Genomic DNA, 25,809 nt, shown 5'->3' with positions numbered 1-25,809 from the left:
CATGCGGCACCGCACGAGGAATTCGTAGAAGTGCTACGCTAACGGCCCGTGGTGCCCTAACCGGAGAATCACCGTGCCCCGCAAGACCCCCATCGAACGCTATCGCAACATCGGTATCAGCGCGCATATCGACGCCGGCAAGACGACGACGACCGAGCGCATCCTGTTCTACACCGGCGTGAACCACAAGCTGGGCGAGGTGCATGACGGGGCCGCCACCATGGATTGGATGGAGCAGGAGCAGGAGCGCGGCATCACCATCACGTCGGCCGCCACCACGGCCTTCTGGAAGGGGATGGCGGGGAACTACCCCGAGCATCGCATCAACATCATCGACACCCCCGGCCACGTGGACTTCACCATCGAGGTGGAACGCTCCATGCGCGTGCTCGACGGCGCCTGCATGGTGTACGACGCCGTGGGCGGCGTGCAGCCGCAGTCGGAAACCGTCTGGCGCCAGGCCAACAAGTACAAGGTGCCGCGCATCGCGTTCGTCAACAAGATGGACCGCGTGGGCGCCGACTTCTTCCGCGTGCAGACCCAGATCGCCGATCGCCTGAAGGGCAACGCCGTGCTGATCCAGATTCCGGTCGGCGCCGAGGATCAGTTCCAGGGCGTGGTCGATCTCGTGAAAATGCGCGCCATCGTCTGGGACGATACGAGCCAGGGCGTGCACTTCGAGTACACCGACATCCCGGCCGCGCTGCAGGCCACCGCGCAGGAATGGCGCGAGAAGATGGTCGAGGCCGCCGCCGAAGCCAGCGAGGACCTGCTCGAGCGCTACCTGAGCGGCGAGCCGCTGACCGAGGAAGAGATCAAGGCCGGGCTGCGCAAACGCACCATCGCCGGTGAAATCGTGCCGATGCTATGCGGCAGCGCCTTCAAGAACAAGGGCGTGCAGGCGATGCTGGACGCGGTGATCGACTACCTGCCGTCGCCGGCGGACGTGCCCGCCATCCTCGGCCACACCGAGGACGACAAGGAAGCCGAGCGCCACCCGAACGACGACGAGCCGTTCTCGGCGCTCGCCTTCAAGATCATGACCGACCCGTTCGTCGGCCAGCTGATCTTCTTCCGCGTGTATTCGGGCGTGGTGAATTCGGGCGACACGGTCTACAACCCGGTCAAGTCCAAGCGCGAACGGCTGGGGCGCATCCTCCAGATGCACGCCAACGTCCGCAACGAGATCAAGGAAGTGCGCGCCGGCGACATCGCCGCGGCCGTGGGCCTCAAGGAGGCCACCACGGGCGACACCCTGTGCGATCCCGACAAGGTCATCATCCTCGAACGCATGACTTTCCCGGAGCCGGTGATCTCGCAGGCCGTGGAACCGAAGACCAAGGCCGACCAGGAGAAGATGGGCATCGCCCTGAACCGGCTGGCCCAGGAAGACCCGTCGTTCCGCGTGGCGACCGACGAGGAGTCCGGCCAGACCATCATCTCGGGCATGGGCGAGCTGCACCTGGAAATCCTGGTGGACCGGATGAAGCGCGAGTTTGGCGTGGAGGCCTCGGTCGGCAAGCCGCAGGTGGCCTACCGCGAGACCATCAAGAGCACCGCCAAGGACGTGGAAGGCAAGTTCATCAAGCAGTCGGGCGGGCGCGGCCAGTACGGCCACGTGGTGCTGAACCTCGAGCCGATGCCGCAGGGCGGCGGCTATGCCTTCGTCGATGCCATCAAGGGCGGCGTGGTGCCGCGCGAGTTCATCCCGGCGGTGGACAAGGGCATCAAGGAGACGCTGGAAGCCGGCGTGCTGGCCGGCTACCCGGTGGTGGACGTGAAGGCGACGCTGGTGTTCGGCTCGTACCACGATGTGGATTCGAACGAAAACGCGTTCCGCATGGCGGGTTCCATGGCGTTCAAGGAAGGCATGCGCCGCGCCAAGCCGGTGCTGCTGGAGCCGATGATGTCCGTGGAGGTGGAAACGCCCGAAGAATTCACCGGCAACGTGATGGGCGACCTCTCCTCGCGGCGCGGCATGGTGCACGGCATGGAAGACATCGCGGGCGGCGGCGGCAAGATCGTGCGCGCCGAGGTGCCGCTGGCGACGATGTTCGGCTACTCCACCTCGCTGCGCTCCCTCACCCAGGGCCGCGCCACCTTCACGATGGAGTTCAAGCACTACGCCGAAGCCCCGGCCAACGTGGCCGAGGCGGTGATCAGCTCGCGCAAGAACTGAGCACGGGTGTTCTCCCCTTCCCGGAGGGAGCGGGGAGAACACCATGCGCCACCCGTCATCGATTCATGGCATGATGCTCCGGCGGCCACACGCCGCCTCATCCACTGCTACGGGAGCGCACCATGATGGCATTCCTCGGTACTGTGCTGGTTGGACTTGTCGTGGGGCTCATCGCCCGCGCCATCAAACCTGGCGACGACAAGATGGGCTGGATCATGACGATCCTGCTGGGCGTGCTTGGCGCGCTGGCGGCCGGCTACATCGGCCGGTCGATGGGGTACTACCAGCCGGGCGAGGCCGCCGGATGGATTGCCTCGGTCATCGGTGCCATCGTGCTACTGGTGATATACGACCTGGTTCGCCGTAAGAACTGAAGCGCCTTCCTTGCCGCACCGCTGCAGCGCGGTGGTGCTGCCCGGGGCGGCCATCGCCGCGACCTGCGGCGCCACCGARCGCAGCACGCGCACSGCCAGCGCGCTCGTGAACGCGTAGCGCGCCGCGTACGGCTCGCGCACGTGGATCGTCACCGTGCCGAAATAGCGGTCCCCCAGCAGGAACACGAAGGTGGCCGACCGGTTGACCGAGCGCGACGAAATCACGCGCCCGCCCGGACCATAGGTCTGGAAGCGCTGGTCGCCCGTACCGGTCTTGCCGCCAATCATCAGTGGCGCGCCGGGCTGCCCCGGCCGGCTGACCGGCGTGAAGGCCCCCCGGATCGACTTGGCCGTGCCACTCTCCACCACATCGAACATCGAACGCCGCACCAGCGCGGCAATCTCCGGCGCAATCAGCACCTTGCCTGGCCCCGGGCGCAGGGCGTATGTCGTGGCATAGGGGGTGTCGGCGGCAAAGGCGAGCGTGCGGATCGTGGACGGCTGGGCATCCACGCCATTGCCGAGGATGATGCCGGCCAGCTCCGACAGCGCCGCCGGGCGGTCACCCGAGGCGCCGATGGCCGTGGCGTACGACGGCGTCAGCGAATCGAACGGATAACCGAGCCGCTGCCAGCGCTTGGCCACCTTGTCGAACGCCTCCTTCTCCAGCAGCGTGCGGATGCGGGCGTCCTGCCCCAGCTTGCTGCGGGTCTTGAACAGCCAYTTGTAGACGTATTGCCGCTCGTCCGCGCTGGCCTTGAGCACCTCGCTCAGCGTGGCATCCGGGTTGTTGCCGAGGTATTCCACCATCCACAGTTCCAGCGGATGGATGCGCGACAGGTAGCCCCGGTCGTTCAGGTCGAATTTGTCCTTCCCGTACTTGTCGTAGAGCTTGTGCAGGTCTTCCTCGGACGGCTGCTTCTGCTTGGGCAGCCGTGCGCGCACCAGGCCGGCGTAGGTGTCGAAATCGGTGGCCGGCCGGGCGCTCAGCAGCGTCACCGAGAGGCGCACGGCCCCAAGGTAGGGCGTCGGCTGCTTCACGCGACCTAGCAGAACGTTCAAACGCTCATCCGAAGTCTTGCCCCGGTAGCGCTGCCAGAACGCCGTCATATAGGAGCTGCCTTCCTCATCGGCAAAGCGCTCCAGGTACGGGCGGCGGCCCGGGTCGCTGCGATCCTCCATCAGCGCGGTGGCTTCCGGGTGGGCCTGGTGGACTTCGTACTTCACGATGTCGCGCATCATCCGGATGAATACGAGATTGACCGAATGCTGGAAGGCCACGCGCACCGTCATCTGGCGCTCGCCCTCCCATTTCTCGAAGTTCGTGAAGCTCTGCATGCCGCCGCCGGTGTAGAACGCCTCGCCGGCATTGCCCGAATACTTGCGCTCCATCGCGGCTTCGAGGATGGCCCCGCGCGAGCGCTCGGCCGGCGTCTTGGCCTTGATCAGCGTGTCGATCACCCAGCGGGTCAGCGCGTCCTGGCGCGGCACCTGGATCGCGGCCAGCTCGGCCCGGCTCAGGCTGACGTGGCGATCGTAGATCTCGTTGATGACTTCCAGATAGGTGACCAGCGTGCGCAGCTTGGCGGTGGAGCCCAGGTTCAGCCGCGCCCCCGCGTTGATGTCGAACGGCTGGTCGACATTGTCGGCCTGCACCCGCACCAGGCTGGCGTTGCCCACGCGCTCGAACAGCGTGAAGCTGGCCACGAGCCGCGACGGGTCGTCGCCCTCGCGCAGCAGGTTCTTGCCGTACAGGCCCATCTCGTGGGCATCGGTCTTGTTGCGGATGCGCAGCAGCGTGTCCGTGACCATGCGTTGCACTTCACGGTTGATGCTGCTGTCGACGGTCAGGTCGAGGCGGTCCAGCGCGTAGCGGCTGTCCACGCCCAGCAGGTGCGACACATCGTTACGCACCTGGTTGACCGCCTTGCGCGTCACCCAGGGCGCCGGGTCGGGCCGCTGCGGCGGGGCCGCCTTGTCCAGCGACTGCGCCAGCGCGGCGTCGCGCAACTCCGGAGTGATGGTATTGGTGGCCGCCAGCAGCCGCAGGTAGCTGCCRGTCAGCGCGTCCAGGTTGGTATCGTCGCGCCGCAGGTGATACGACGGCCGGCGCTGCGAGACGATCAGCGACAGCGCGCGCTTGTACGCCTGGGCCTCGCGCGGGGTGGGGCGGCGCGGGTCCATGTTGCGGATCAGCGCGTTGACCTCGCCGAAGTCCTCGCCGTACCAGACGTACAGCCCGTCGCCAATGCCGTTGATCTCGCCATGCCCCACGCGCGCGGAGAGCGGCACCGTGTTCAGGTAGTCGAGCACGATGTTTTCGCGGGCGCGCTGGGTGTCGGGACCGTTGACATAGGCGCGCAGCGAGGCCGAGGTCATCTGGCGGAACTTGTCTGGAATCGACTGGGTCCGCCCCTCGGGCGAATGGCGGAATTTCTCGATCTGGGTGGCGAGCGTGCTGCCGCCGGCCGAGTCGTGGTGCCGGTCGGCCAGCTTCACGGCCTGGTCGAGCACCGCGCGCGAGAACCGGCGCCAGTCCACGGCCGGATTCATCATCGGATACTCGGGATTGAGCAGGTTCTGGTTCTCGACGTAGAGCAGCGACGCCACCACCACCTTCGGCACCGCGTCGAAACTATCGTACTGGCGTTGGGGATAGCGTTCGAAGGCAAGCGTCAGCGCGTTGCAGTCGCGCACGATCAGGCCGGCCTGGTTTTTCTCTCGGTAGGGCGGAAAGATGCCCTCGTCCATCAGCCGGACGAGATCCGGCGACATGCGCACCTGCGCGCTCGTGGCAAACCCGTGCCGCAGCAGGCGCTCGCCGAACTCGGGCAGGCGCTCGTAGCCCAGGCGCTCGTCGTACGGACCGGAATGGGGATAACGGATGCTGTCGCTCGCGCCGGGCTGGATTTCGTAGGTCAACGACTTGCCCAGCCGGCTCATGTACAGAGCCTGCCATTGCGACGTGCGAACCTCGTGCGTGACGAGGGTCACAACCATGTAGGCGCCGCCACATACGGCAACCGCCAAGCCAGCGAGAATCCAGCGACGACGTGACACGTTTCGGCATCCGGTTGCGCTTGCGCCCACCAGTTCCGGGGCGCCACCAGCTTTTTCATTGCAGGCTGCCGCGCCAGCATCGGCGTGCGACGGCCTGTATTGATATTACTAGCAACCAGCGTGGAGTGGCATGCCGAAGTGGGCTGGCGCACGCTTTCAAACACGGAATTTCTTGCGGCGCCGTGCCCGGCACGCAACACGTGGCGGGCCGGCACGCCACACGGGTGCCGCGAGCCGCCCGCGCGTCACACGCGGGCGGTGCGGCCATGTCAGTTTTGCACTGACCGGCTTATGCCGATGCCGCCGCCGATGCCACCGGGCGCCCGCCGAACGGATAGCTCGGATCGGTGTAGCCGGGCGTGGAAGCATGGCCGCGCGGCACGAGCTTATCGACCAGCGCCTCTTCCTGCGCCGAAATCGCGACGTTCACTGCGCCGAAGTAGTCCTCGAACTGCGCCAGCGTGCGCGGCCCGGCGATCACGCTGCTGATGATCGGGTTGGCCAGCACCCAGGCCGTGGCGAACTGGCCCGGCGTGATGCCGCGCCCTTCGGCATGCGCCTTGAGCTGCTGGGCGATGACCAGCGACTCCTCGCGAAACTCGGTTTCCATCATGCGCCGGTCCGCCCGGCCGGCGCGGCTGTCCGCGTCCGGCTTCTGGCCCGGCAGGTACTTGCCGGTCAGCACGCCGCGCGCGATCGGGCTGTAGGGCACCACGCCCAGGCCGAAATGTTCGCAGGCCGGCAGGATTTCCACCTCCGGCATCCGGTTCAGCAGGTTGTAGTACGGCTGGCAGGCCACCGGGCGCGGCACGCCCAGGCGGTCGCACAGGTTGGCGATCTCGGCGATACGCCAGCCRCGGAAATTCGACACGGCCCAGTAGCGGATCTTGCCGGCGCGGATCAGGTCGCCCATGGCGCGCACCGGTTCCTCAAGATTGGCGCCGGCGAAGTCGCGGTGCAGGTAGAGGATGTCCACATAGTCGGTGGCCAGCCGGCGCAGGCTGTCTTCCACCTCGCGCAGGATCCACGTACGTGAATAGTTCGACTGGTTCGGACGGCTGCCCATCAGGTTGCCCAGCTTGGTGGCAAGCACCCAGTCGTGGCGGTCGGCGATCAGCAGGCGGCCCACCATCTGCTCGGAACCGCCCTTGCTGTAGACGTCGGCGGTGTCGATGAAATTGACGCCGTGGTCGCGTGCGCTGCCCACGATGCGGGCGGCCTCGGCCTCGTCGGTCTGGTCGGCGAACATCATCGTGCCCAGACACAGGGCGGAAACCTTCAGGTTGCTGGCGCCGAGGCGGCGGTACTGCATGGTGAAATCTGGCATGGCGAATTCCCAGGGTAGTCGAGGCCGAAGCAAAGGGTCTGGCGGCGCCTGCGCGACCGCCAGCGCGCATTGTGCGCCGATGTGGCGGGGCTTGCAGGCGACGCGCCGCTAGAGGCGCTTTCGGGCGCTTTCGGGTGACTTCGGGGCAGTACCCCTGTCGATTCAGGCTTCCACAGGGTGGAATCCGGGCAGTGCCGGCACCCGCTCGGCCAGGAAGGCCAGCAGCGCCCGCGTGCGCGCCGGCTGGTGGCGGCGCGACGGATAGACCAGATAGGCATCCTGCGCCGGGCCCTGCCAGCCGGGCAGCACCGGGGTCAGCGCGCCGGTGTCGAGCAGGTCCTGCACGAGCCAGGCCGGCGTCAGGCCAAACCCGGCGCCCGCCAGGAAGCTCTCGCGCATGGCCAGCGAGTTGTTGGCGCGATAGCGGCACGGCGCGTCCACCTTGGCGACGTTGCCGTGGGTATCGGTCAGCACGATCTCGTCCCCGGCGGCGAGCCAGGTGAAGCGCAGCAGGTCGTGACCGGCCAGATCGGCCGGCTGCCGCACCGGGGCATGGCGCGCGAGGTAGCCCGGGGCGGCCACGAGTCCGCGCGGCGACACCGCGATGCGCCGCGCCACCACATTGGGCGGCAGCGACGCGCCGAGCCGCACCGCCACGTCCACGCCCGCCTCCACCAGATCGACGAAACGGTCGTCGAAGACCAGTTCGACATCGACCTCCGGATACCGGGCGAGGAAATCGAGGATCAGTGCATTGAGCCGCAGCACGCCAAAGCTGACCGGCGCGCTGAGGCGCACCTTGCCCACGGGACGATCCGCCCGGCCGCGCGCATCGGCGGTGGCTTCGGCATAGGCGTCGAGCACGGTCAGGGCATGGGCATAGAAGCGACGGCCGGCCTCGGTCGGCTGCAAGTGGGTGGTGCTGCGCTCGAGCAGCCGCACACCAAGGTCCGCCTCCAGCGCGGCTACGGTTTTGCTGATGGTCGGCTGGGTGCTGTCCMGCTCACGCGCCACGGCGGAGAGGCTGCCCAGCTCCACGGCGCGGGTGAAGACGTGCATCGCCTTGAGGGTGTCCATGTCATTCTTRATTGGAATGATTGATATGCGATTCTGCCGCGTTCTCGTGCGAATCGGAATAGGTGACAGTGGGGCCATTCCCACTTTGATGAGAGTTTTCTGATGTCTGCCTATTCGCTGCTTCGCATGGTTGCCCTGACGGGCTGCATCGCCGCCGGCCCCGCCATGGCCGCCCCGCAATGGGTGCCGACCTGGGTGGCCAGCCAACAACCGGTCTGGCGACCYGATGAACTGCCCTTGCCGACTGGCTTGCCGGCCCGGCTTGATGACCGCACGGTGCGGCAGGTCGCCCGCGTCAGCATCGGCGCGAGTCGGGTGCGCGTGGTGCTATCCAATCAGTACGGCCGGGTGCCGCTGACTGTCGATGCCATCCAGCTCGCTCGTCATGCCGGCGGCGGCGTGATCGATCCGACCACCAATCATGCGGTGACCTTCGCCGGCAAACCCGCGATCTCCATCCCGCCCGGCGCCACGGCGACCAGCGACCCGGTGTCGCTGCCGGTGCCAGCACTGGCCGAGGTGGCGGTCAGCCTCCACCTGCCGGCGCCGGTGCGGATCGCCACCTTCCACTGGGATGGCCGGCAGACCGCCTATATCGCCGATGGCCACCACGTGACGGACGCCGCCCTGCCCCGGCCCGAGACCTTCCAGGCAAGGCTGCTGCTGTCCGCCATCGAGGTGGAAGCCCGCCAGCCGGCGCCCGTCATCGTCGCGCTCGGCGATTCGATCACCGAAGGCAACGGCGCCACGCCCGACGCCAACCGGCGCTGGCCTGACGTTCTCGCCGCCCGGCTGGCCGGGGACGGCATCGCGGTCCTCAACGCGGGCATCTCGGGCGGGCAACTGCTGCGCGCCGGCATGGGCGAAGCGGGCCGCGCGCGCTTCGAGCGCGACGTGCTCGATGTGCCCGGCGTGCAGGCGGTCATCGTCGCGCTGGGCATCAATGACATCGGCTGGCCCGGCTCGACCTTCCTGCCGATGACCCGCTTGCCCGCCGCCCCCGACCTGATCGCCGGCTACCAGTCCCTGATCGACCGCGCGCACCGGCGCGGGGTGCGCGTGATCGGCGCCACGATCACGCCGTTTGCGGRCGCGCTGGCTGTGGAAGGGTCGCCGATCCACGGCTACGCCAGCCCGGAGAAGGACGCGCTGCGCCAGCAGGTGAACCACTGGATCCGCACCAGCGGCGCCTTCGATGCCGTAGCGGACTTCGACGCCGCCCTGCGCGCCCCGGCCCGCCCGGACGCCCTGCAGACAGCCTTCGACAGCGGCGACCACCTCCACCCTGGCGACCGGGGCTACGCAGCGATGGCCGGCGCCATCGACCCCGCCGCGCTGYTGCCTGCGCGCCAGCCATGAAAAAAGCCGGCAAGGTTGCCCTTGCCGGCTTTTCTGGYGATGCCTGCCCGCGCTCAGTCTTCGAGCTTCGGCAGCGCGGCGCTGGTCTTGGTCGACAGCAGGCCGCTCTTCGCGTACGTCTGGAGCTTCTCGCGGGTGTCCACGATGTCCAGCGTGCGCATCGTCAGTTGGCCGATGCGGTCCAGCGGCGTGAACATCGATTCGCCCTTTTCCATCGTCAGCCGTTCCGGCTTGTAGGTCAGGTTCGGCGACGTGGTGTTCAGGATCGAGTAGTCGTTGCCACGACGCAGTTCGATGGTCACCTCGCCGGTCACGGCGCCCGCCACCCAGCGCTGGGCGGTTTCGCGCAGCATGATGGCCTGCGGGTCGAACCAGCGGCCCTGGTACAGCAAGCGGCCCAGGCGGCGGCCATTGTCGCGGTACTGCTCGATGGTGTCTTCGTTGTGGATGCCGGTGATCAGGCGCTCGTAGGCGATGAACAGCAGCGCGAGGCCCGGGGCTTCGTAGATGCCGCGGCTCTTGGCCTCGATGATCCGGTTCTCGATCTGGTCGCTCATGCCCAGGCCGTGGCGGCCGCCGATGACATTGGCTTCCATGAACAGGTCCACGCTGTTCGCGAAGGTCTTGCCGTTCAGGGCCACGGGCTGGCCTTCCTCGAAGCGCACGGTCACTTCCTCGCGCTTCACTTCCACGTCATCGCGCCAGAACTGCACGCCCATGATCGGCTGGACGATGCGGATGCCCGAGTTCAGGTGCTCGAGATCCTTGGCCTCATGCGTGGCGCCAAGCATGTTCGAGTCCGTCGAATACGCCTTTTCGGCCGACATCTTGTAGTCATGGCCGCTCTGGCGCATGAACTCGGACATTTCGGCGCGGCCGCCCAGTTCGTCGATGAACTGCTGGTCCAGCCACGGCTTGTAGATCTGCAGGCCCGGGTTGGTCAGCAGGCCGTAGCGGTAGAAACGCTCGATGTCGTTGCCCTTGAACGTGCTGCCATCGCCCCAGATGTTGACGCCATCGTCCTTCATCGCGGCCACCAGCATCGTGCCGGTCACGGCGCGGCCGATCGGCGTGGTGTTGAAGTACGTCACGCCAGCCGTGGAAATGTGGAATGCACCGCACTGCAGCGCGGCGATCCCTTCGGACACCAGCTGCACGCGGCAATCCACCAGACGCGCTTCTTCGGCGCCGTACGCCTTGGCGCGGCGGGGAATGTCGTCGTAGTCCGGCTCGTCGGGCTGACCCAGGTTGGCCGTGTAGGCGTAGGGAATGGCGCCCTTCTGGCGCATCCAGAGGAGCGCGGCGCTGGTGTCGAGTCCGCCCGAGAAGGCGATTCCGACGCGCTGGCCGGAAGGAATGTGCTGCAGGATGGTAGTCATCGCCAGAAATCTAGGTGAATTTGTCGGCTCTTGGGGCGCTCCCGCGTGAAACCCCCACACGGCAGCCGATGCGGCGCCCGAACTCGTAACCTTGAATTGTGACACGCCCGGGCGGTAGCGCCAAACTGCGGGGCCCGGGCGGGGTTCACTCGGCGCTCAGTCGGCGTCGTCCACGAGCAGGTCCATGGGAACGCCAAGTGCCAGCGCCAGCCGCTGCAGCACGTCCACGGTGCCGTCGCGCTTGCGGTTTTCGATCTGGCTCAGGTAGGGGGTGCTGAGCCCGGCCGCCTGGGCCAATGCCTCCTGGGTCATGCGACGGTAATCGCGCCAGGCCTTGACTGGATGGTCGCCCGCCAACTCCGCGTCGACCACGGCGGCCGGAATGCGTACACCGTCATCGGCCGCCTTGGCACGGTCATACAGGGCTACATCGTCGAGATCCTCGAASAGGTGCTTCACCTTGTCCCAAACGTCGATCGGCACGACTGCAAAGGCCCGCTGGCCATCTTGCTCGATAAATTGGATGTCGGTCATTGATAGGCGCCCCCGCGCGGATTGAGACGGATTCCCCGCCAGCATGTCGATCTTGCTGCGGATCTGGGTGGCAACGTTGYGCGGCATGGCCTTCAAAGCCCGGCGCGCCTGTCTGGAAAGGTCAACTTCATGGACGTGCGTCAYATTAGCTTATCGCTAAGTAATCCGCAAATAAAATTAGCAACCGAAATGGACGCTGATTTCATTGCGGTGGGAGTGACGAACGCCAGGGAAGAGGGCGGCTTGTGGACGGGAAGAAATCGGGTCGCCCTGGCATGGAGCGCCTATCCTAGCCCGGTGCCCAGCGKGAAAACGTGTCCGGCGGTGACGGACACGAAAAGTAACAATGTGGACGTTGTCCATTTTATTTGCTAGTCTCTTGTGGACGGCGTACACAAATCGCCGGCCAACGCCAAACCAGGAGATGTCGATGTCCAAGAAAGTCCAGTCCTATCTGTTCTTCGACGGTCGCGCAGAGGAAGCGGCCGAGTTCTACAAGACCGCGCTCGGTGCCAAGGTGGAAATGCTGCTGCGCTTCCGTGACAACCCCGAGCCGCAGGACGCCAGCCCCGGTTGCGGGCCCGGTGCCGGCAACGATGACAAGGTCATGCATATGGCGCTGCAGATTGGGGACACCACGATCATGGCGTCCGATGGCGACTGCAAGGGCCAGACCGCCTTCCAGGGCTTCGCGCTCTCCATCACCGTGCCGGACGCCGCGACGGTCGACAAGACGATTGGCGCGCTGAGCGCGGGCGGCAACGTGGTCATGCCGGCGATGAAGACCTTCTTCTCGGAGCGCTTCGGCATGGTGGCGGACAAGTTCGGCGTGACCTGGATGGTCCTGGTGGCGAGCGAATAAGCGCCGATGGCACTGTCCCGGCATGGCCGTGCCGTAAAATGCGCGGCCAACCGGAGACATGCCATGGAATCCCGCCTGACCGACCTCGAGATCAAGCTCGCCTTCCAGGAAGACCTGATCGAGACGCTGAACCTGGCCGTCGCGCGCCAGCAGCAGCAACTGGACCTGCTCCAGGCCCAGTTCCGGGCGCTGTACCAGCAGGYCCGGACGAGTGCCTCGGCCGCCGCCGAGTCCAATCCGCAGCATGAGATTCCGCCGCACTATTGAGGCGGCAGCAGCCATGCGGCGCACTCATCACACAGGAACGATGCCCCCCGGGCCCGGTCTGACCGGCAACGATGCCAACCGAACCGAGCCCATGGCCCGTCCCTTGATCAATCGCTTCTTCCACGCCCGCCGCGCGCTGCTGGCCACGGCCGCAGTCGCCGCGCTGGGCAGCTTCGCCCTCGCCCACGCCGCCTACAACGTATGGACGGGCGAGTACACCTTCACCAAGGCCGARTTGCAGAGTGCCGTCGAGAAACGCTTTCCCACCACGCTGCGCTATGGCGAACTGGTGAGCGTGCAGCTGTCGCACCCGCGCCTGGTGCTGGATGAGGCCACCAACCGCATCACCACGCAGATGGATGCGGCCATCAGCAACACCATCCTGCCGTCCCCGCCGGTCAACGGCACGCTGGCGCTGAACAGCGGCGTGCGCTACGACGCCACGCAGCGTGCCGTGCTGCTCGACAATCCCACGGTCCAGCAGGTACAGGTGCAGGGCATGAGCCAGTACAACGAGCAGCTCAACGCCATCGGCGCGGTGGTGGCGCAGCAGTTGCTGAAGGACTATCCGCTCTATACGTTCAAGCCCGAGGAGCTGCGCTTCAACGGCAAGGACGTGCAGCCGGGCGCGATCACCGTCGCGGCGGACGGTATCCGGGTGAAGCTCGATCTGCGTTAGTCCGAGGTAGTCCGAGCTAACCCGCGCCGGCTTCCAGCCCCAGCGCGGTGGCAAGCGCCGCCAGCGTCGGCCCGATCGGCGCGAGCACCTTCAGCGTCAGCAGGGGATCGGCCCGCGTGGTGCCAAGGTTCAGGGCGGCAATCGGCAAGCCGCGCTCGTGCGCCCAGACGCAGAAGCGATACCCCGAGAACACCGTCAGCGACGAGCCGATCACCAGCAYGGCGTCCGCTGCATCGAGCGCCAGCCGCCCGGMCGCCACGCGCTCGCGCGGCACCGATTCGCCGAAGAACACCACATCGGGCTTGAGCAGCCCTTCGCAGCGCTCGCACACCGGCACCGAAAAATTGTCGAATAGCGGCGATTCCAGATGGGCGTCGCCATCGGCCGCCGGCAGGGCCGACACATCGCGGAATTCGGGATTGTGCTGCCACAGCCAGCGCTGGATGTCCGCGCGCGGGTAGCGCGTGGCACAGGACAGGCAGATGACCTGGCCGATGCTGCCGTGCAGCTCGATCACCCCCTGGCTGCCAGCGCGCTGGTGCAGGCCATCCACGTTCTGCGTGACCAGCCCGGCCACGCGCCCGGCATCGCCCAGCCGCGCCACCACGCGATGGCTCACGTTCGGCTGCGCGCCGTCCGCCACGGGCCAGCCGACCATACTGCGCGCCCAGTAGCGCTGGCGCGCCGCGTGGCCGCTCAGGAAGGCGGTGATGGTCATCGGCGCGGAGCGCTGCCACCGGCCCTGCTCGTCGCGGTAGCCCGGAATGCCGGAGTCCGTGCTGATGCCGGCGCCGGTCAGCACAAACAGGCGCGGATGGCGCTGCACGAAGTCGAGAAGGTCTTCCACCGGCCGGGGGTTACGAGGTGGACGATGTAGAAGAGGCCTCGGCGCGCGCAGCCTGGCGCGCCTCCCACGCCCTCAGTTCCTGCCGGTAGCGGTCCATTTCGTCGTTGTAGTAGTCAAAGATGCACGGATCGCAGCCGCTCTGGCAGCACTCGTTGTCGCCAGGGCGCTCGGGCGGGAGCGGACGCGGATCATCGGAAACGGGGGAAGACACGGCTCAAGACCTGAAGGAAATGTTACGGCGCCAGTATATGCCGCCTGTCCGGTTCGGTCCGCGGACCGCCCCTCCGGCGCCGGCCTGATCTGCATCGTTCCAATCCGATGTTGAATTGTTTCGAAGGTGGCCCATCGCGCACACGATTGCGGCGGCAGGCTGCTAGCCTTGTGGCAAGGTTGCCGCCGGCCACCTCTGAGGCGTGGATGATCGGATACGCTGCCATGCGCGTTGCGACGCGACTCCCTTCCCTATGCAGCCTGCTTGCCGCRATGCTGGCCACGCTGGCGGTCGCGCCGGGCCCGGCCACGGCCGAGGAGCCGCCGCCGCAGGGCGGGACCCTCCGCCTGCCCGCCTACACCCCCAGCAACATCGTCCCCGCACCCAATCCGCCGTTCCCCGCGCCCGCCCTCCTCGCCCCGGCCACGCCCGGCGGCACGGTCGAAGGGGCTGCGGCCAAGACCCACCCGGTGGGCCGCCCCAAGATCTGCCTGGTGCTGTCCGGCGGTGGCGCGCGCGGTGCCGCCCATATCGGCGTGCTGAAGGTGCTCGAGGAACTGCGTGTGCCCGTGGACTGCATCGCCGGCACCAGCATGGGCTCGCTGGTCGGCGGCGCGTATGCCAGCGGCATGAGCATCAAGGAAATGGAGGAACTGGTCGGCGGCTTGTCCACCAGCGCGCTCTTCAAGGAACGGCCACCGCGTCAGGATCTGGCCGTCCGCCGCAAGCTGGACGACCACACCAACCTGTTCACGCCCGAGATTGGCGTGCGCGGGGACGGGCTGCTGCTGCCCAAGGGTGCGGTCTCCGGCGTGCAGCTGGAAACGGTGCTGCGCAAGCTCTCCAACACCCCCGGCTATCGGAATTTCGATACCTTGCCGATTCCTTACCGCGCCGTCGCCACCGACCTTGTCGCCGGCACCGCCGTGGTGTTCACCGAGGGCGAGCTGGCGAACGTGATGCGCGCCAGCATGTCCGTGCCCGGCGCCGTGGCGCCCACCGAGTACCAGGGCAAGCTGCTCGTCGATGGCGGCCTGACCGACAACCTGCCCGTGGACGTGGCGCGCGCCATGGGGGCCGACATCGTCATCGCGGTCAACCTCGGCACGCCGCTGATGAAGCGCGAGGACCTGACCTCGCTGATCGGCGTAACCAGCCAGATGCTGAACATCCTGACCGAGCAGAACGTGCGCAGCTCGCTGGCCTCGCTGCGGCCCATGGACATCCTGATCCTGCCCGAACTCGGCGAATTCTCCGCCGGCGACTTCGACCACCTGCCCAAGACCATTCCGATTGGCGAGGAAGCCGCCCGGCGCCAGCACACCCGGCTCGCCGCGCTGGCGATTCCACCCGACGAGTACGCCACCCTGCGCGCCGCGCAGCGCAACCTGGCGCCACCGGACCTGCGCCCCGTGGACGAAATCCGCTTCGCGCCGATGGAGCGCGTGAGCCCCGGGTTTGCCGCCGCGACGATGGAAACCCACCCCGGCGAGCCGATCTCGCAGGCCACGCTGGACCGCGACATGCGCCGGCTGTTCGGCACCGGCGACTTCGAGCACGTGAACTACCGCTTCCTCGAGGAACCGGGCAAGCGCGTGCTCGGCGTGGAAGCCATCGAGAAATCGTACGGGCCCAACTACCTGCGCTTCGGGCTYGGCCTCAGTTCCGACTTCCGCGGCGACGCCTACTTCAACCTGCTGGCGAGCTACCGCCGCACGTGGATCAACTCGCTCGGCGCCGAATGGCGCACGGACGCCCAGGTGGGCCAGACCTCCAGCCTGACCAGCGAGTTCTACCAGCCGCTCGACACCCGCCAGCTGTTCTTCATCGCCCCGCGCTTCGAACTGGAACGCCGCCCCATCAATGTCTTCAGCGGCAGCCAGCGGATCGCCCAGTACGACCTGCGCCGCACGGACCTGGCGCTGGATGTAGGCACGCAGATCACCAAATATGGCGAGGGACGCCTGGGCTTCGTGCTCGGCCACCAGAACGCGTCGCTCTCCACCGGGCCGGCGTTCCTGGACCCGGGCCATGAAAGCATCGAGCGCCGTGCCTTCACGGCCCGGATACTGGTGGATCAGGTCGACAGCATCAACTTCCCGCGCTTCGGCTACGGGGCGACGATGAACGTCTACTCGTCGCAAGGCGCAATGGGCGCCACCGACACCTATACCAAGGGCGACCTGACGGCCACCTATGCGCACTCCTTCGGCAACAACACCATCAACTTTGGCGTGCGGGCGGGCTCCAACCTGGGCGGGCCGGCGCTGCCGCCGTACGCGATGTTCCAGTGGGGCGGCTTCCTGCAGCAGTCCGGCTACTCCACCGGGCAGCTGATTGGCGGCAATATCCAGTTCGCGCGGATGGTCTACTACAACAAGCTCGTGCGGCAGACCTTCCTCGAAGGGGTCTACGCCGGGTTCTCGCTGGAGGTCGGCCGCGTAGGCGATCCGCTGGTACCGGGCAACCCCACCGGGGTGCTCAAGTCGGGGGCCGCCTTCCTCGGCCTGGACAGCCCGATCGGGCCGTTCTACCTCGCCTATGGCCGCGCRGCAGGCGGTCAGTACGCGTTCTACCTGTTCCTGGGCAAGCCTTAGGGACACTCAGGGGACAAATCCTGCGGAGATGTGACGGCCCTAGCGCAAAGTGCGCTACGGCCAACCCCCACCGAGGTGGCATGTCGGYAGGAAGTGCCGCTGCCTATACTGGCCTCGTCGTTGGGACCCCCGTCCCGGACGACACCCCTTACCCAGTCGCCGCCCCAATCGGCGACATTTTTTTGGGCGAATCCCGGCAGGCCCCGCCGTGGGACGTTAAGATGCGCGATTATCGAACGCCCCCCGCATCGTATTTCCTGCCGAATTCCCATATGGACGCCCCCGCCCCCATCAGCCTCAAGCCTGCACAGGCCGACTCCGTCCGCGCCGCCCGGCCGCCGGCCGACATCCTGTCCAGCTTCGCCGGCGACCCGAATTTCATGCTGTCGCTGGCGCGCGGSCTGACGGTGCTGGAGGCTTTCTCCGARCGCAAGCGCCCACTCACTATCTCGCAGGTGGCGCAGCGCACGCAGTTGTCGCGCGCCTCGGTGCGGCGCTGTCTCTATACGCTGGAGCAGTTGGGCTACGTGAGCCAGCAGGATGGGCACTTCGCGCTGCGGCCGCGCGTGCTCCATCTGGGGCACGCGTATTTCTCCTCGACGTCGCTGGTCTCGGCGGCGCAGCCCATCCTCGACAACCTGAGCACGCGCATCCACGAGACCTCGGCCCTGGCCATTCTCGACGGCACGGACATCCTCTACCTGGTGCGCTCGGAAGTGCAACGTGTGCTGACTCACGCACTTGGAATGGGGAGCCGGCTGCCGGCCTATTGCACGTCCACGGGCCGGCTGCTGCTGGCCCACCAGCCCGAGGCAGTGCTCGAGGCGTTCTTCGAACATGCCGAACTGCGTCCGCGCACCTTGCAGACCAAGATCTCGCGCACGGAACTGGAAGCAGCCTTCCGGCGCGCACGGGAACTGGAATACGTGCTGATCGACGAGGAACTGGAACCGGGTTTGCGGGCGATTGCCGTACCGGTGCGGTCGCTCTCGGGCACCGTGGTGGCGGCCATCAGCGTCAGCGTGAAGGCCACCCGGGTGTCCGAGGCGGAGATGGTGGCGCGGCTGCTGACCCCCATGCGGGAGGCCGCCGTTGCCATCGGGAAGTTGATCGGGACTTAAGCGTCCGGATCAGGGGGGCGATGCCGAAAAATCAGCCCCGGTGCGCCAGTTCGAGCTGGAACACCAGCCGCTGGAGGAAGTTCTCCATGCGGCCATCCGGGTTCAGGAAGGCGCAGCCGTAGTGGTGCACGGTGTTGTCGTCGAAGCCGACCAGCCAGTGGCCCACCACCTGCATGTCCAGTTCCAGCCGGCCCAGTTCGGCAAAATCCAGCACACACTTCTTGACGACCGTGCCCACCGGCAATTGGTCAGCGCCCACCGAGCGCGAGCGCAGGCCCGCGCCGGACAGCGACAGATCGGCAATATCGAGGTGCAGCGTGCGCTTGTCGGCCGTCTCCGGCAGATGGATCTGGCAGCGGTAGCCCTTGGTCAGCAGCGTGCGCGCGCGGAAATGGCGGCGGCGCTGGAAGTGGTAGAGCTTGTCCGGGAAATCGGCGATGAAGGCCGGCCCGCCCTCGAAGCGCGTGGCGCCGGGCACGCCGACCACGAAGTTCACAGGCACGCCGCGCAGCAGTCCCGAGAACGCATTCTTGTCCGAGGCCATCAGCGCCTGGCGCTCCGCATCCGCGCGGCACCAGTCGAAGATAAAGGTGCGGTTGGCCGGATCCACGTGCAGGATCGACGTCACGATCTCAGAGCCGCGCGCCGAACGTACGTTCAGCAGGCACTTCTGCCAGGCCAGGTCGCGCAGGACCGTGCCGATCTGCGAGCTATGCGTGAGCCGGTAGCGTTCGTCCGAATGCGAGCCTTCCTGCTCGTCAGGTTCGCCCTCGATCTGGGACCGGTTTTGGGCCTGCTCGGGCCCTCGGGAATCTTGGACACTCATGGGGAATACGCTACGTCGAAAGTGGTTACTCGCCGTCTTGCCYGGGGCGGGCAACGCTTGTGGATCTGGCGGCGGCCAGCGCCGCATGGTAAGCGCCGCCCGGGGATGGCGCAAGTCATGCCTAGGCCTTCGGCAAAATACGACGTAACTTTAGCAACCGACTTCCGGGGGGTAGCGGTTGCAAGGCCTTTTCAGCCGGTTTCCATCTCCGCGCGGAGCCAGCCGTGCAKGGCCTCCAGCCGGGCATCCTGGGCGAACGGCGCCGGCGAAATCAGGTGGTAGGACGACCCGTCCGGTACAAACCCCAACGGTGCGGCCAGCCGGCCATCGGCGAGTTCGTCGGCCGCCATCAGCCGCGACGCCATGGCCCAGCCCAGGCCGGCCGCAGCCGCCTGCAGGCTCAGGTAGAAGTGTTCATACCACGGGTCTGATCGGCCGATCTGGACGGTGGGACCGGTTTTTTCATCCCCTTTGAGTTGCTGCCAGCGTTGCCAGGCATCGGGCCGGGTGCGGGTGTGGAGGCGCGTGACCGCCGCCGGGTCAGCCGTGGCCAGGTCCGGCCGGCAGACCGGCCCGACGCGCTCCAGCGCCAGTTCGCGCGTGTGCCAGCGCGCATCGAACGGGAAATCGTTGCGGCGCAGCGCTACATCCACCCCGCTTCTCCGGAAATCGATCGGCCCGCCCGCCGCCATCAGGTGCAACGCGATGTCCGGATGAGCGTCGGCAAAGCGCGACAGCCTTGGAATCAGCCAGCGCATGGCGATGGTCGGCTCGCACGACAGCACCAGCGCGGCCCGGGGCGCCGGCGCGCGGATCCGGGCGACCGCCTCCGCCAGCCCGGCCAGAGATTGCGTGGCGGCAGCGTGGAGCGTGCGGCCGGCCTCGGTGAGGAAGACCGCGCGGTTCCGGCGCTCGAACAGCGGCACACCCAGCGCCTCTTCCAATTGGCGGATCTGGCGGCTGATGGCGCCGTGCGTCAGGTGGAGTTCGTCMGCGGCGCGCACAAAGCTGCCAAGCCGCGCGGCGGCCTCGAAGAACCGGATCGCGCCCAGCCAGTGCATCGGCGGCAAATCGCTCATCTGTCAGATTTCCTCACCATTTTCGGCGAGTATATATCGGTTGTCTGGCTTGTTCCCTCTGGCGAGAATGGCGGCGCGATCCCCCTCCCATCGAACCGGAAAACTGACCGATATGTCACCTCTTGCCGAAGCGCTGGCCGTCGCCAGCATCACCCTCCTCGCCGTGATCAGTCCCGGCCCCGACTTCGCCATGGTCACGCGCAACAGCTACCTGTTCGGCCGGCGCACCGGGCTGCTATGCGCGCTGGGCATCGCGCTCGGGGTGCAGGTGCACGTCTGCTACACCATGTTCGGCGTGGCGATGCTGATCGAGCACGCGCACGGCTGGCTGACGGCGGTGAAGCTGCTCGGCGCGGCCTATCTGATCTGGATCGGCATCAAGACCTTGCGCAACCGCACGCCGCTGACGGTGGATACCGGGGACAACGCGCGCGAGGCGCCCAGGCTCTCCGCCTGGGCTTCGCTGCGGATGGGATTCCTGACCAATGCGCTCAATCCCAAGACCACGCTGTTCGTGGTCAGCACCTACACACAGGTGGTGGATGCCCATACCCCGTGGGCGGTGCAGCTCGGCTACGGGCTGTTCATGTCCGTGGCGCACTGGGCGTGGTTCAGCCTCGTGGCGTGGGGCTTCGGCGCGGCGCCGCTGCGCGCCGCGATGCTGCGCCGGCAGGGTTTGATCGACAAGACGCTCGGCTCGGCGCTGTGCGGGCTGGGGGTGGCGCTGGGGCTCAGCAACCTGGGGCGATAGCGGCCAGCGGGTAGGCGGCGCGCGGCACATGGCGCGCGCCCTCCGGGCTCAGAAAACTCTCAAACAGGACGAAGCGGTCGGCGGTCCACGCTGGCAGGGTCAGGTCGTGCTGCGCGGCGAGCCAGTCGCGCAGCACCGCCTCCGGCAGGCCCGGACGGCAGCGCGCCACGGTCAGGTGCGGATGGAAGCGACGGCGCTCGCGCGCGATGCCGACGTCGGCCAGCGCGGCCTCAATGTCGTCGAATAGCGCGGTCAGGTGATCATCGTGCGCCAGTCCGGCCCACAGCACGGCACCCTGCCCGCCTCGGAAGCGCCCGACGCCCTGGACCTGCATCGTCAACGGCGGCGCCTGCATGGCCTCCAACGCCTTGCCGATACGCGCGGCACAGTCTTCGTCCTGATCGCCAAGGAATCGCAGCGTCAGGTGCAACTGCCCGGGCGGCACGGGCCGCACGCCGCGATGCACGGGCAGCGTATGCAGCAGGCCCGCCGCCACAGCGGGCGGCGTGTCGATGGCGATGAACAGCCGGGCCAAAGCCAGAAATCAGCCGAACGCCAGCGCCGACTGCAAGCCCTGCGCGCGCGGCGCCACGACGTCGAGATCCACGCCCCGGACGCCCTCCAGCCGCAGCAGCGCCCGCTTGCGGTCCACGCCGCCGGCATAGCCGGTCAGCGCGCCCGACGCACCGAGCACCCGATGGCAAGGCACGATGACCGAGAGCGGATTGCGCCCGACGGCGCCCCCCACCGCGCGCGAGTGCGCCGGTGGCAGCCCGAGGCCGGCGCCAAGCTGCCCGTACGTCGATGTATCGCCAAATTCGATGTCRCACAGCGCCTGCCAGATGCGCTGCTGAAAGGCGCTGCCGATAAAGCGGATGGGCACCGCGAAGGTCTGTAGCGCACCGTCGAAATAGGCGGCCAGCTCTTGCGCCGCCTGGTCCAGCACGCGCTGGTCGGCCGCCGATGCGATATAGGTCGCGGGCGCGCCGGCGGGGTAATACTTCTGCCCGGAGAAGAACATGCCGGTCAGCGCGCCGTCGTCGGCCCGCAATAGTATTTCCCTGAGAGGACTGTCGATGATTTGATAGCTGGTCATGCTGCCTGCTCCTTGCTGTGATCTTCGGATACTTCTTCCATGGGCTCGCCGGACGCGGGCGGCGTGCCATAGCGATGCCAGAGATGAATCGCCGCGTAGGCGCGCCATGGCGCCCAATGCGCGGTTCGGTCGTGCATCGCGCGCACCGTGCTCACGGCGAGCACCTTGCGCAGCGCGTAGTCAGTGGCCGGAAAGGCGTCCGGCCAGCCCAGCGCGCGCATGGCGATGTACTGCGCGGTCCAGTCGCCGATGCCGTCGATCTCGCGCAGCCGGGCCACGGTCTCCTCGGGCGGCGCAAGCGGATCGAGCGCGATGTCGCCTGAGACGATGCTGAGCGCCAGCGCGCGGATCGTGCGCAGCTTGCCCGGCGTCACGCCGGCCTCGCGGTAGATCTCGTCGGGCAGGTCGGCCAGCGCCTGCGCGGTCGGGAAGACGTGCGTCAGCGGCGGCTGGCCGGCCAAGGCGGGCAGCCCGGCCAGTGCCTCGGGCGGCAAGGGCTCGCCGGCCAGCGCCACCAGCCGCGTGAGAATCCGCCGCGCTTGGATCACGGAAATCACCTGGCCGACGATCGCCCGCACGGCAATCTCGAAGCCATCGAACGTGCCCGGCAGGCGCATGCCCGGCACATCGGCGGCAAGGTCGCCCAGATGGCGATCCACCACGTCCGGCCGACAACCGAGGTCGCACAGCCGCCGCACCTTGCCGAGGGATTGCGGAATCGCGTGGGCCAGCGTGCCGGAGAGCGTCACGCGCAGCACCGTGCGCTTCGGCACATGCTCCAGCCGCACCCAGCCGAGGTGGCGCTGCGCGCCCACGTCAACGGCCAGCGTGCGGAGGTAGACATCCCCTCGTACTTGTTCGACACCGTCCACGACACGCACGCCGAGGAAGGCCAGCAGCGCGGACCACGCCAGCGGCGGGCGGTAGCCCAGCTCGAACACGAGCTGGTCGGCCATGCCCTCGGCGGCGCGGCGGCGCATGGCGAGCGGCGTCAGGCCGTAGCGCTGGCGCAGCACGTCGTTGAAGCGCCGCACGCTGCCAAAACCCGCCGCCAGCGCCACTTGCGTAACGGGCAGCGTGGTGTCGGTCAGCAGCCGCTTGGCCAGCAGCAGCTTCTGCGTCTGGGCGTATTCGAGTACCGAGACGCCGAACTGCGCATCGAACAGGCGCCGTAAGTGACGCTCCGTCACCCCGATGCGCTTGGCGAGTTGCGCCACGCCGGCCTCGGCCATGAAGCCTTCGTCGATCAGCGTGGCCGCGGCCTGCGCAAGCCGGCCGGAAATATCGGCCAGCCCGTGCCCGGGTGCCAGTTCCGGCCGGCAGCGCAGGCAGGGCCGGAAGCCGTGCTTCTCGGCCGAGGCGGCGGTGTCGTAGAACGTGCAGTTCTCGCGCCGGGGCGTGCGCACCGCGCAGATCGGCCGGCAATAGATGCCCGTGGACGACACGCCGACGAAAAACCGTCCGTCGAAGCGCCGGTCGTGCGAGGCGACTGCCTTGTAGCAGGTGTCGGGATCGAGGTTCATGGGAAGCATCCTACCGCTTCCGGCGCCGGGAAATACGCTGGAATCGGACATTCGCCTGAGACAACTGTCCCCGATTCTGAAAGTGCGGCCCCACGCGTTCCGGGATGGTGCCACGGGGCTAGAATCGCATCACTGTTCATCGTCCGAGGACGTCATGCTTCGCCGTCGTGCTGCCTTTGCCGCCTTTGTCGCGGTTGCTGTCTCGCTGGCCGCCGCCCTGCCGGCCCCGCCAGCCCTTGCCGCGCCTACGCGTAGCGCCGCCCGTGCGCAGTCGCCGGCCCCCGCCACCGCGCCGGGCGCTACCCCCGTGCTCCAGGCCACGCGCGTGGCCGCCGTGGAAGGCATCACCGAGTACCGGCTGCCGAACGGCCTGCGCATCCTGCTGGCGCCGGACGCCGCGCAGCCCACCACCACGGTCAACATGACCTATCTGGTGGGCAGCCGGCACGAGAACTACGGCGAAACCGGCATGGCGCACCTGCTGGAGCACCTGCTGTTCAAGGGCACGCCATCGCTGCCGGGCCGGACGATTCCCACGGAATTCGCGCGGCGCGGCATGCAATACAACGGCACCACCTCGCAGGACCGTACCAATTACTTCCAGACCTTTGCCGCCAGCGACGACAACCTCGACTGGGCGCTGAAGATGGAGGCGGACCGCATGGTCAACAGCTTTGTCTCGCGCACGGACCTGGACAGCGAGATGTCCGTGGTGCGCAACGAGATGGAGATCGGCGAGAACAATCCGATGCGGATGCTGCTGCAGCAGATGAACGCGGCGTCCTACCGATGGCACAACTACGGCAAGGCGCCGATCGGCGCGCGCAGCGACGTGGAGCATGTGGGCATCGAGAACCTCCAGGCGTTCTACCGCCGCTACTACCAGCCGGATAACGCCGTGCTGGTGGTGACGGGGCAATTCGACCCCGCCACCACGCTGACGCGCATCGAGCAGGCCTTCGGGCCGATTCCGCGCCCCACACGCGTGCTGCCGACCGAGTACACCGTGGAGCCGCCGCAGGAAGGCGCGCGCGAACTGACGCTGACGCGCCCCGGGGACAGCAGCATCGTCGCCGTGCAATACCACGTGGCGCCCGGCGCCCATCCCGACACCGCCGCGCTGACCCTGCTGTCCCTGGTCCTCTCCGACACGCCGGGCGGGCGGCTGCACCACGCGCTGGTGGAGACCCACAAGGCCGCATGGCAAACCAGCCGGTTCGAAGGGATGAAGGACCCCGGGCTGATCGTGTTCGCGGCCGGCACGAGCAAGGATCGCCCGCTCGACGCCGTGCGGGCCGCCCTGCTGGCCGAGGTGGAGGGGCTGGCCACGCGGCCGGTCACCCAGGAGGAACTCGACCGGGCGCGCACGCGGGTGCGCAACGGCTACGAGCAGGTGCTGAACAATCCGGCGCAGTACGGCGTGCTGCTGTCCGAAGCCATCGCCAAGGGCGACTGGCGGCTGTTCCTGCTCGATCGCGACCGCGTGGAGGCCGCCACGCTGGCGGACGTGCAGCGCGTGGCCGATTTGTACCTGCGGCCGACCAATCGCGCCGTCGGACAATTCCTGCCCGGCGACAAGCCGCAGCTTGCCAAYGTGCCGAAGGCGCCCGACGTGGCCGCGCTGGTGCGCGACTACGCGGGCCGCCCGGCCGCCGCGCCGGTGCCGACGTTCGACCCAAGCCCGGCCAATATCGACGCCCACACGGTGCGCCAGACGCTGCCCAACGGCATGCAGCTGGCGCTGCTGTCCAAGCCCACGCGCGGGGAGGCCGTCAACGGCACGCTGGTCCTGCGCTTTGGCAACACGCAGGCGCTGCAGGGCCAGTCCTCGGTGGGGTCGCTCGCGGCGGGCATGCTCGACCGTGGCGCCGGCGCGTTCGACCGCCAGCGCATTGCCGACCGCTTGGAGGCGCTCAAGGCCAGTGTGTCGATCTCGGGCAACGCCGAGCGGCTGACGGTGCGTTTCGAGACGCGGCGCCAGTACCTGCCGGACCTGATGGCGYTGCTCCGCACGGTGCTGCGCATGCCGACGTTCCCGGCCAGCGAGTTCGAGACGCTGCGCGCGAGCAGTGTCGCCGGCATCGAGAGCCAGCAACGCCAGCCCAACGCGCTCGCGCCGAACGCACTAGGCCGCCATGGCAACCCCTACCCGCCCGAGGACCCGCGCTACACCCCCACCTTCGACGAAAGCATCGCCGCGCTGCGCGCCGTCACCCCGGCGCAGATCCGCACGTTCCATGCGCGCTTCTACGGCGCTGAGCACGCGCAACTGGCGCTGGTCGGCGATTTCGATGCCGATGAGGCCGTGCGGCAGGCCACCTACCTGTTCGGCGACTGGCGGGCCCAGGTGCCGTACGAACGCGTGGACCGCCCCTTCTACGCGATTCCGGCCGCCAGCTTCACGCTGGAGACGCCGGGGAAGGCCAACGCAGTCTATCTGGCGTCGCTGCCGATCGATCTCGTCGATGGCTCGCCCGACTACCCGCTGCTGCTGATCGCCAGCCGGGTGCTGGGCGGCACCGGCATGCGCAGCCGGCTGGCGGACCGGCTGCGCCAGCAGGACGGCATCAGCTACGGGGCGTCGAGTTCGATCTCGGTGGGCGCGCTGGATCGGGCCGGGCGCTTCGGCCTGTGGGCGGCCTACGCCCCCCAGAACCAGGG

General features: G+C 67.7%; 22 protein-coding genes. 10 read left to right on the top strand and 12 right to left on the bottom strand.

All coding sequences use genetic code 11. From position 1 onward, the window contains the following. The first annotated feature begins 73 nt into the window (after positions 1–73). Positions 74–2,179, top strand: coding sequence for an elongation factor G (fusA, locus tag AB4Z27_RS25155; RefSeq protein WP_441645529.1), 2,106 nt, complete (start codon positions 74–76; stop codon positions 2,177–2,179). Between the two features lie 122 nt (positions 2,180–2,301). After that, the gene (locus AB4Z27_RS25150; protein ID WP_092301614.1) at positions 2,302–2,553 is read left to right on the top strand and encodes a GlsB/YeaQ/YmgE family stress response membrane protein; all 252 of its coding nucleotides are present in this window, start codon (positions 2,302–2,304) and stop codon (positions 2,551–2,553) included. On the opposite strand, the gene AB4Z27_RS25145 is transcribed toward AB4Z27_RS25150, so the two are convergent. From AB4Z27_RS25145 to AB4Z27_RS25135, 3 genes are all read right to left on the bottom strand, one after another. Further along, entirely contained in the window at positions 2,515–5,553 is a 3,039-nt protein-coding gene (locus AB4Z27_RS25145; RefSeq protein WP_441593704.1) for a transglycosylase domain-containing protein, read from the bottom strand. The two genes, AB4Z27_RS25150 and AB4Z27_RS25145, sit on opposite strands and share 39 nt — an antisense overlap. Positions 5,554–5,902: 349 nt before the next feature. Further along, complete coding sequence (locus AB4Z27_RS25140) at positions 5,903–6,940, bottom strand: aldo/keto reductase (RefSeq protein WP_092301620.1); 1,038 nt, start codon at positions 6,938–6,940, stop codon at positions 5,903–5,905. A gap of 162 nt (positions 6,941–7,102) precedes the next feature. Continuing rightward, on the bottom strand, positions 7,103–8,017 hold the full coding sequence (locus AB4Z27_RS25135; protein ID WP_441645528.1) for a LysR substrate-binding domain-containing protein: 915 nt from the start codon (positions 8,015–8,017) through the stop codon (positions 7,103–7,105). A gap of 102 nt (positions 8,018–8,119) precedes the next feature. Between AB4Z27_RS25135 and AB4Z27_RS25130 the strand changes: the two genes are divergently transcribed. Beyond that, positions 8,120–9,376 carry an SGNH/GDSL hydrolase family protein gene (locus AB4Z27_RS25130; protein WP_441645527.1) on the top strand — a complete coding sequence of 419 codons (1,257 nt, stop codon included), beginning with the start codon at positions 8,120–8,122 and terminating at the stop codon, positions 9,374–9,376. A 53-nt stretch (positions 9,377–9,429) separates the two neighbouring features. On the opposite strand, the gene argG is transcribed toward AB4Z27_RS25130, so the two are convergent. Beyond that, on the bottom strand, positions 9,430–10,755 hold the full coding sequence (gene argG, locus AB4Z27_RS25125) for an argininosuccinate synthase (RefSeq protein WP_092301629.1): 1,326 nt from the start codon (positions 10,753–10,755) through the stop codon (positions 9,430–9,432). A gap of 156 nt (positions 10,756–10,911) precedes the next feature. Beyond that, complete coding sequence (locus AB4Z27_RS25120; protein WP_092301684.1) at positions 10,912–11,289, bottom strand: helix-turn-helix domain-containing protein; 378 nt, start codon at positions 11,287–11,289, stop codon at positions 10,912–10,914. A gap of 430 nt (positions 11,290–11,719) precedes the next feature. On the opposite strand from AB4Z27_RS25120, the gene AB4Z27_RS25115 reads away from it, so the two are divergent. From AB4Z27_RS25115 to AB4Z27_RS25105, 3 genes are all read left to right on the top strand, one after another. Next, a complete protein-coding gene (locus AB4Z27_RS25115; RefSeq protein ID WP_441645526.1) occupies positions 11,720–12,151 on the top strand; it encodes a VOC family protein in 432 nt (143 codons plus the stop codon). A gap of 63 nt (positions 12,152–12,214) precedes the next feature. Continuing rightward, a complete protein-coding gene (locus AB4Z27_RS25110; protein ID WP_441645525.1) occupies positions 12,215–12,418 on the top strand; it encodes a SlyX family protein in 204 nt (67 codons plus the stop codon). Between the two features lie 91 nt (positions 12,419–12,509). Beyond that, the gene (locus AB4Z27_RS25105) at positions 12,510–13,097 is read left to right on the top strand and encodes a DUF1439 domain-containing protein (protein WP_092301687.1); all 588 of its coding nucleotides are present in this window, start codon (positions 12,510–12,512) and stop codon (positions 13,095–13,097) included. 16 nt (positions 13,098–13,113) lie between these two features. On the opposite strand, the gene AB4Z27_RS25100 is transcribed toward AB4Z27_RS25105, so the two are convergent. Both AB4Z27_RS25100 and AB4Z27_RS25095 read right to left on the bottom strand, forming a co-directional pair. Next, on the bottom strand, positions 13,114–13,944 hold the full coding sequence (locus tag AB4Z27_RS25100) for an NAD-dependent protein deacetylase (protein WP_441645524.1): 831 nt from the start codon (positions 13,942–13,944) through the stop codon (positions 13,114–13,116). 10 nt (positions 13,945–13,954) lie between these two features. Next, entirely contained in the window at positions 13,955–14,155 is a 201-nt protein-coding gene (locus AB4Z27_RS25095; RefSeq protein ID WP_092301641.1) for an oxidoreductase-like domain-containing protein, read from the bottom strand. A gap of 224 nt (positions 14,156–14,379) precedes the next feature. Here AB4Z27_RS25095 and AB4Z27_RS25090 point away from each other — a divergent pair, with 224 nt between their 5' ends. After that, positions 14,380–16,752 (top strand): patatin-like phospholipase family protein, encoded by a 2,373-nt coding sequence (locus AB4Z27_RS25090; RefSeq protein WP_255371004.1) that lies wholly within the window; start codon positions 14,380–14,382, stop codon positions 16,750–16,752. Positions 16,753–17,024: 272 nt separating this feature from the next. Further along, positions 17,025–17,873 (top strand): IclR family transcriptional regulator domain-containing protein, encoded by an 849-nt coding sequence (locus AB4Z27_RS25085; RefSeq protein ID WP_092301644.1) that lies wholly within the window; start codon positions 17,025–17,027, stop codon positions 17,871–17,873. Positions 17,874–17,904: 31 nt separating this feature from the next. Here AB4Z27_RS25085 and AB4Z27_RS25080 read toward each other — a convergent pair whose 3' ends face one another. Then, positions 17,905–18,699 carry a flagellar brake protein gene (locus AB4Z27_RS25080; protein WP_092301647.1) on the bottom strand — a complete coding sequence of 265 codons (795 nt, stop codon included), beginning with the start codon at positions 18,697–18,699 and terminating at the stop codon, positions 17,905–17,907. A 191-nt stretch (positions 18,700–18,890) separates the two neighbouring features. After that, the gene (locus AB4Z27_RS25075) at positions 18,891–19,760 is read right to left on the bottom strand and encodes a LysR substrate-binding domain-containing protein (RefSeq protein WP_441645534.1); all 870 of its coding nucleotides are present in this window, start codon (positions 19,758–19,760) and stop codon (positions 18,891–18,893) included. A 130-nt stretch (positions 19,761–19,890) separates the two neighbouring features. Between AB4Z27_RS25075 and AB4Z27_RS25070 the strand changes: the two genes are divergently transcribed. Then, on the top strand, positions 19,891–20,529 hold the full coding sequence (locus AB4Z27_RS25070; RefSeq protein WP_092301650.1) for a LysE family translocator: 639 nt from the start codon (positions 19,891–19,893) through the stop codon (positions 20,527–20,529). Here AB4Z27_RS25070 and thpR read toward each other — a convergent pair. The 3 genes from thpR to AB4Z27_RS25055 are packed head-to-tail and all read right to left on the bottom strand — an operon-like array spanning position 20,510 to position 23,148. Further along, positions 20,510–21,064 (bottom strand): RNA 2',3'-cyclic phosphodiesterase, encoded by a 555-nt coding sequence (gene thpR / locus AB4Z27_RS25065; protein ID WP_092301653.1) that lies wholly within the window; start codon positions 21,062–21,064, stop codon positions 20,510–20,512. The genes AB4Z27_RS25070 and thpR overlap by 20 nt on opposite strands. A gap of 9 nt (positions 21,065–21,073) precedes the next feature. Beyond that, a complete protein-coding gene (locus tag AB4Z27_RS25060) occupies positions 21,074–21,625 on the bottom strand; it encodes a methylated-DNA--[protein]-cysteine S-methyltransferase (RefSeq protein ID WP_441593708.1) in 552 nt (183 codons plus the stop codon). Beyond that, positions 21,622–23,148 carry a DNA-3-methyladenine glycosylase 2 family protein gene (locus AB4Z27_RS25055; protein ID WP_092301657.1) on the bottom strand — a complete coding sequence of 509 codons (1,527 nt, stop codon included), beginning with the start codon at positions 23,146–23,148 and terminating at the stop codon, positions 21,622–21,624. The genes AB4Z27_RS25060 and AB4Z27_RS25055 overlap by 4 nt, the downstream gene beginning before the upstream one ends. A 154-nt stretch (positions 23,149–23,302) precedes the next feature. Here AB4Z27_RS25055 and AB4Z27_RS25050 point away from each other — a divergent pair. Then, positions 23,303–25,809 (top strand): M16 family metallopeptidase (locus AB4Z27_RS25050; RefSeq protein WP_441645523.1); only part of this gene is annotated, 2,507 nt, incomplete at its 3' end.

The sequence above is a fragment of the Cupriavidus sp. KB_39 genome (assembly GCF_052114485.1).
Taxonomy (GTDB): domain Bacteria; phylum Pseudomonadota; class Gammaproteobacteria; order Burkholderiales; family Burkholderiaceae; genus Cupriavidus.
Note: the sequence above shows the minus strand (reverse complement) of the source record. Positions and strands in the feature narration are given on the sequence as shown.

Bases quoted from the DNA above. Each gene is read 5' to 3' on its own strand.
- AB4Z27_RS25150 (WP_092301614.1), top strand. From the start codon at position 2,302: ATGATGGCATTCCTCGGTACTGTGCTGGTTGGACTTGTCGTGGGGCTC.
- argG (WP_092301629.1), bottom strand. From the start codon at position 10,755: ATGACTACCATCCTGCAGCACATTCCTTCCGGCCAGCGCGTCGGAATC.
- AB4Z27_RS25115 (WP_441645526.1), top strand. From the start codon at position 11,720: ATGTCCAAGAAAGTCCAGTCCTATCTGTTCTTCGACGGTCGCGCAGAG.
- AB4Z27_RS25080 (WP_092301647.1), bottom strand. From the start codon at position 18,699: ATGAGTGTCCAAGATTCCCGAGGGCCCGAGCAGGCCCAAAACCGGTCC.
- AB4Z27_RS25070 (WP_092301650.1), top strand. From the start codon at position 19,891: ATGTCACCTCTTGCCGAAGCGCTGGCCGTCGCCAGCATCACCCTCCTC.
- AB4Z27_RS25055 (WP_092301657.1), bottom strand. From the start codon at position 23,148: ATGAACCTCGATCCCGACACCTGCTACAAGGCAGTCGCCTCGCACGAC.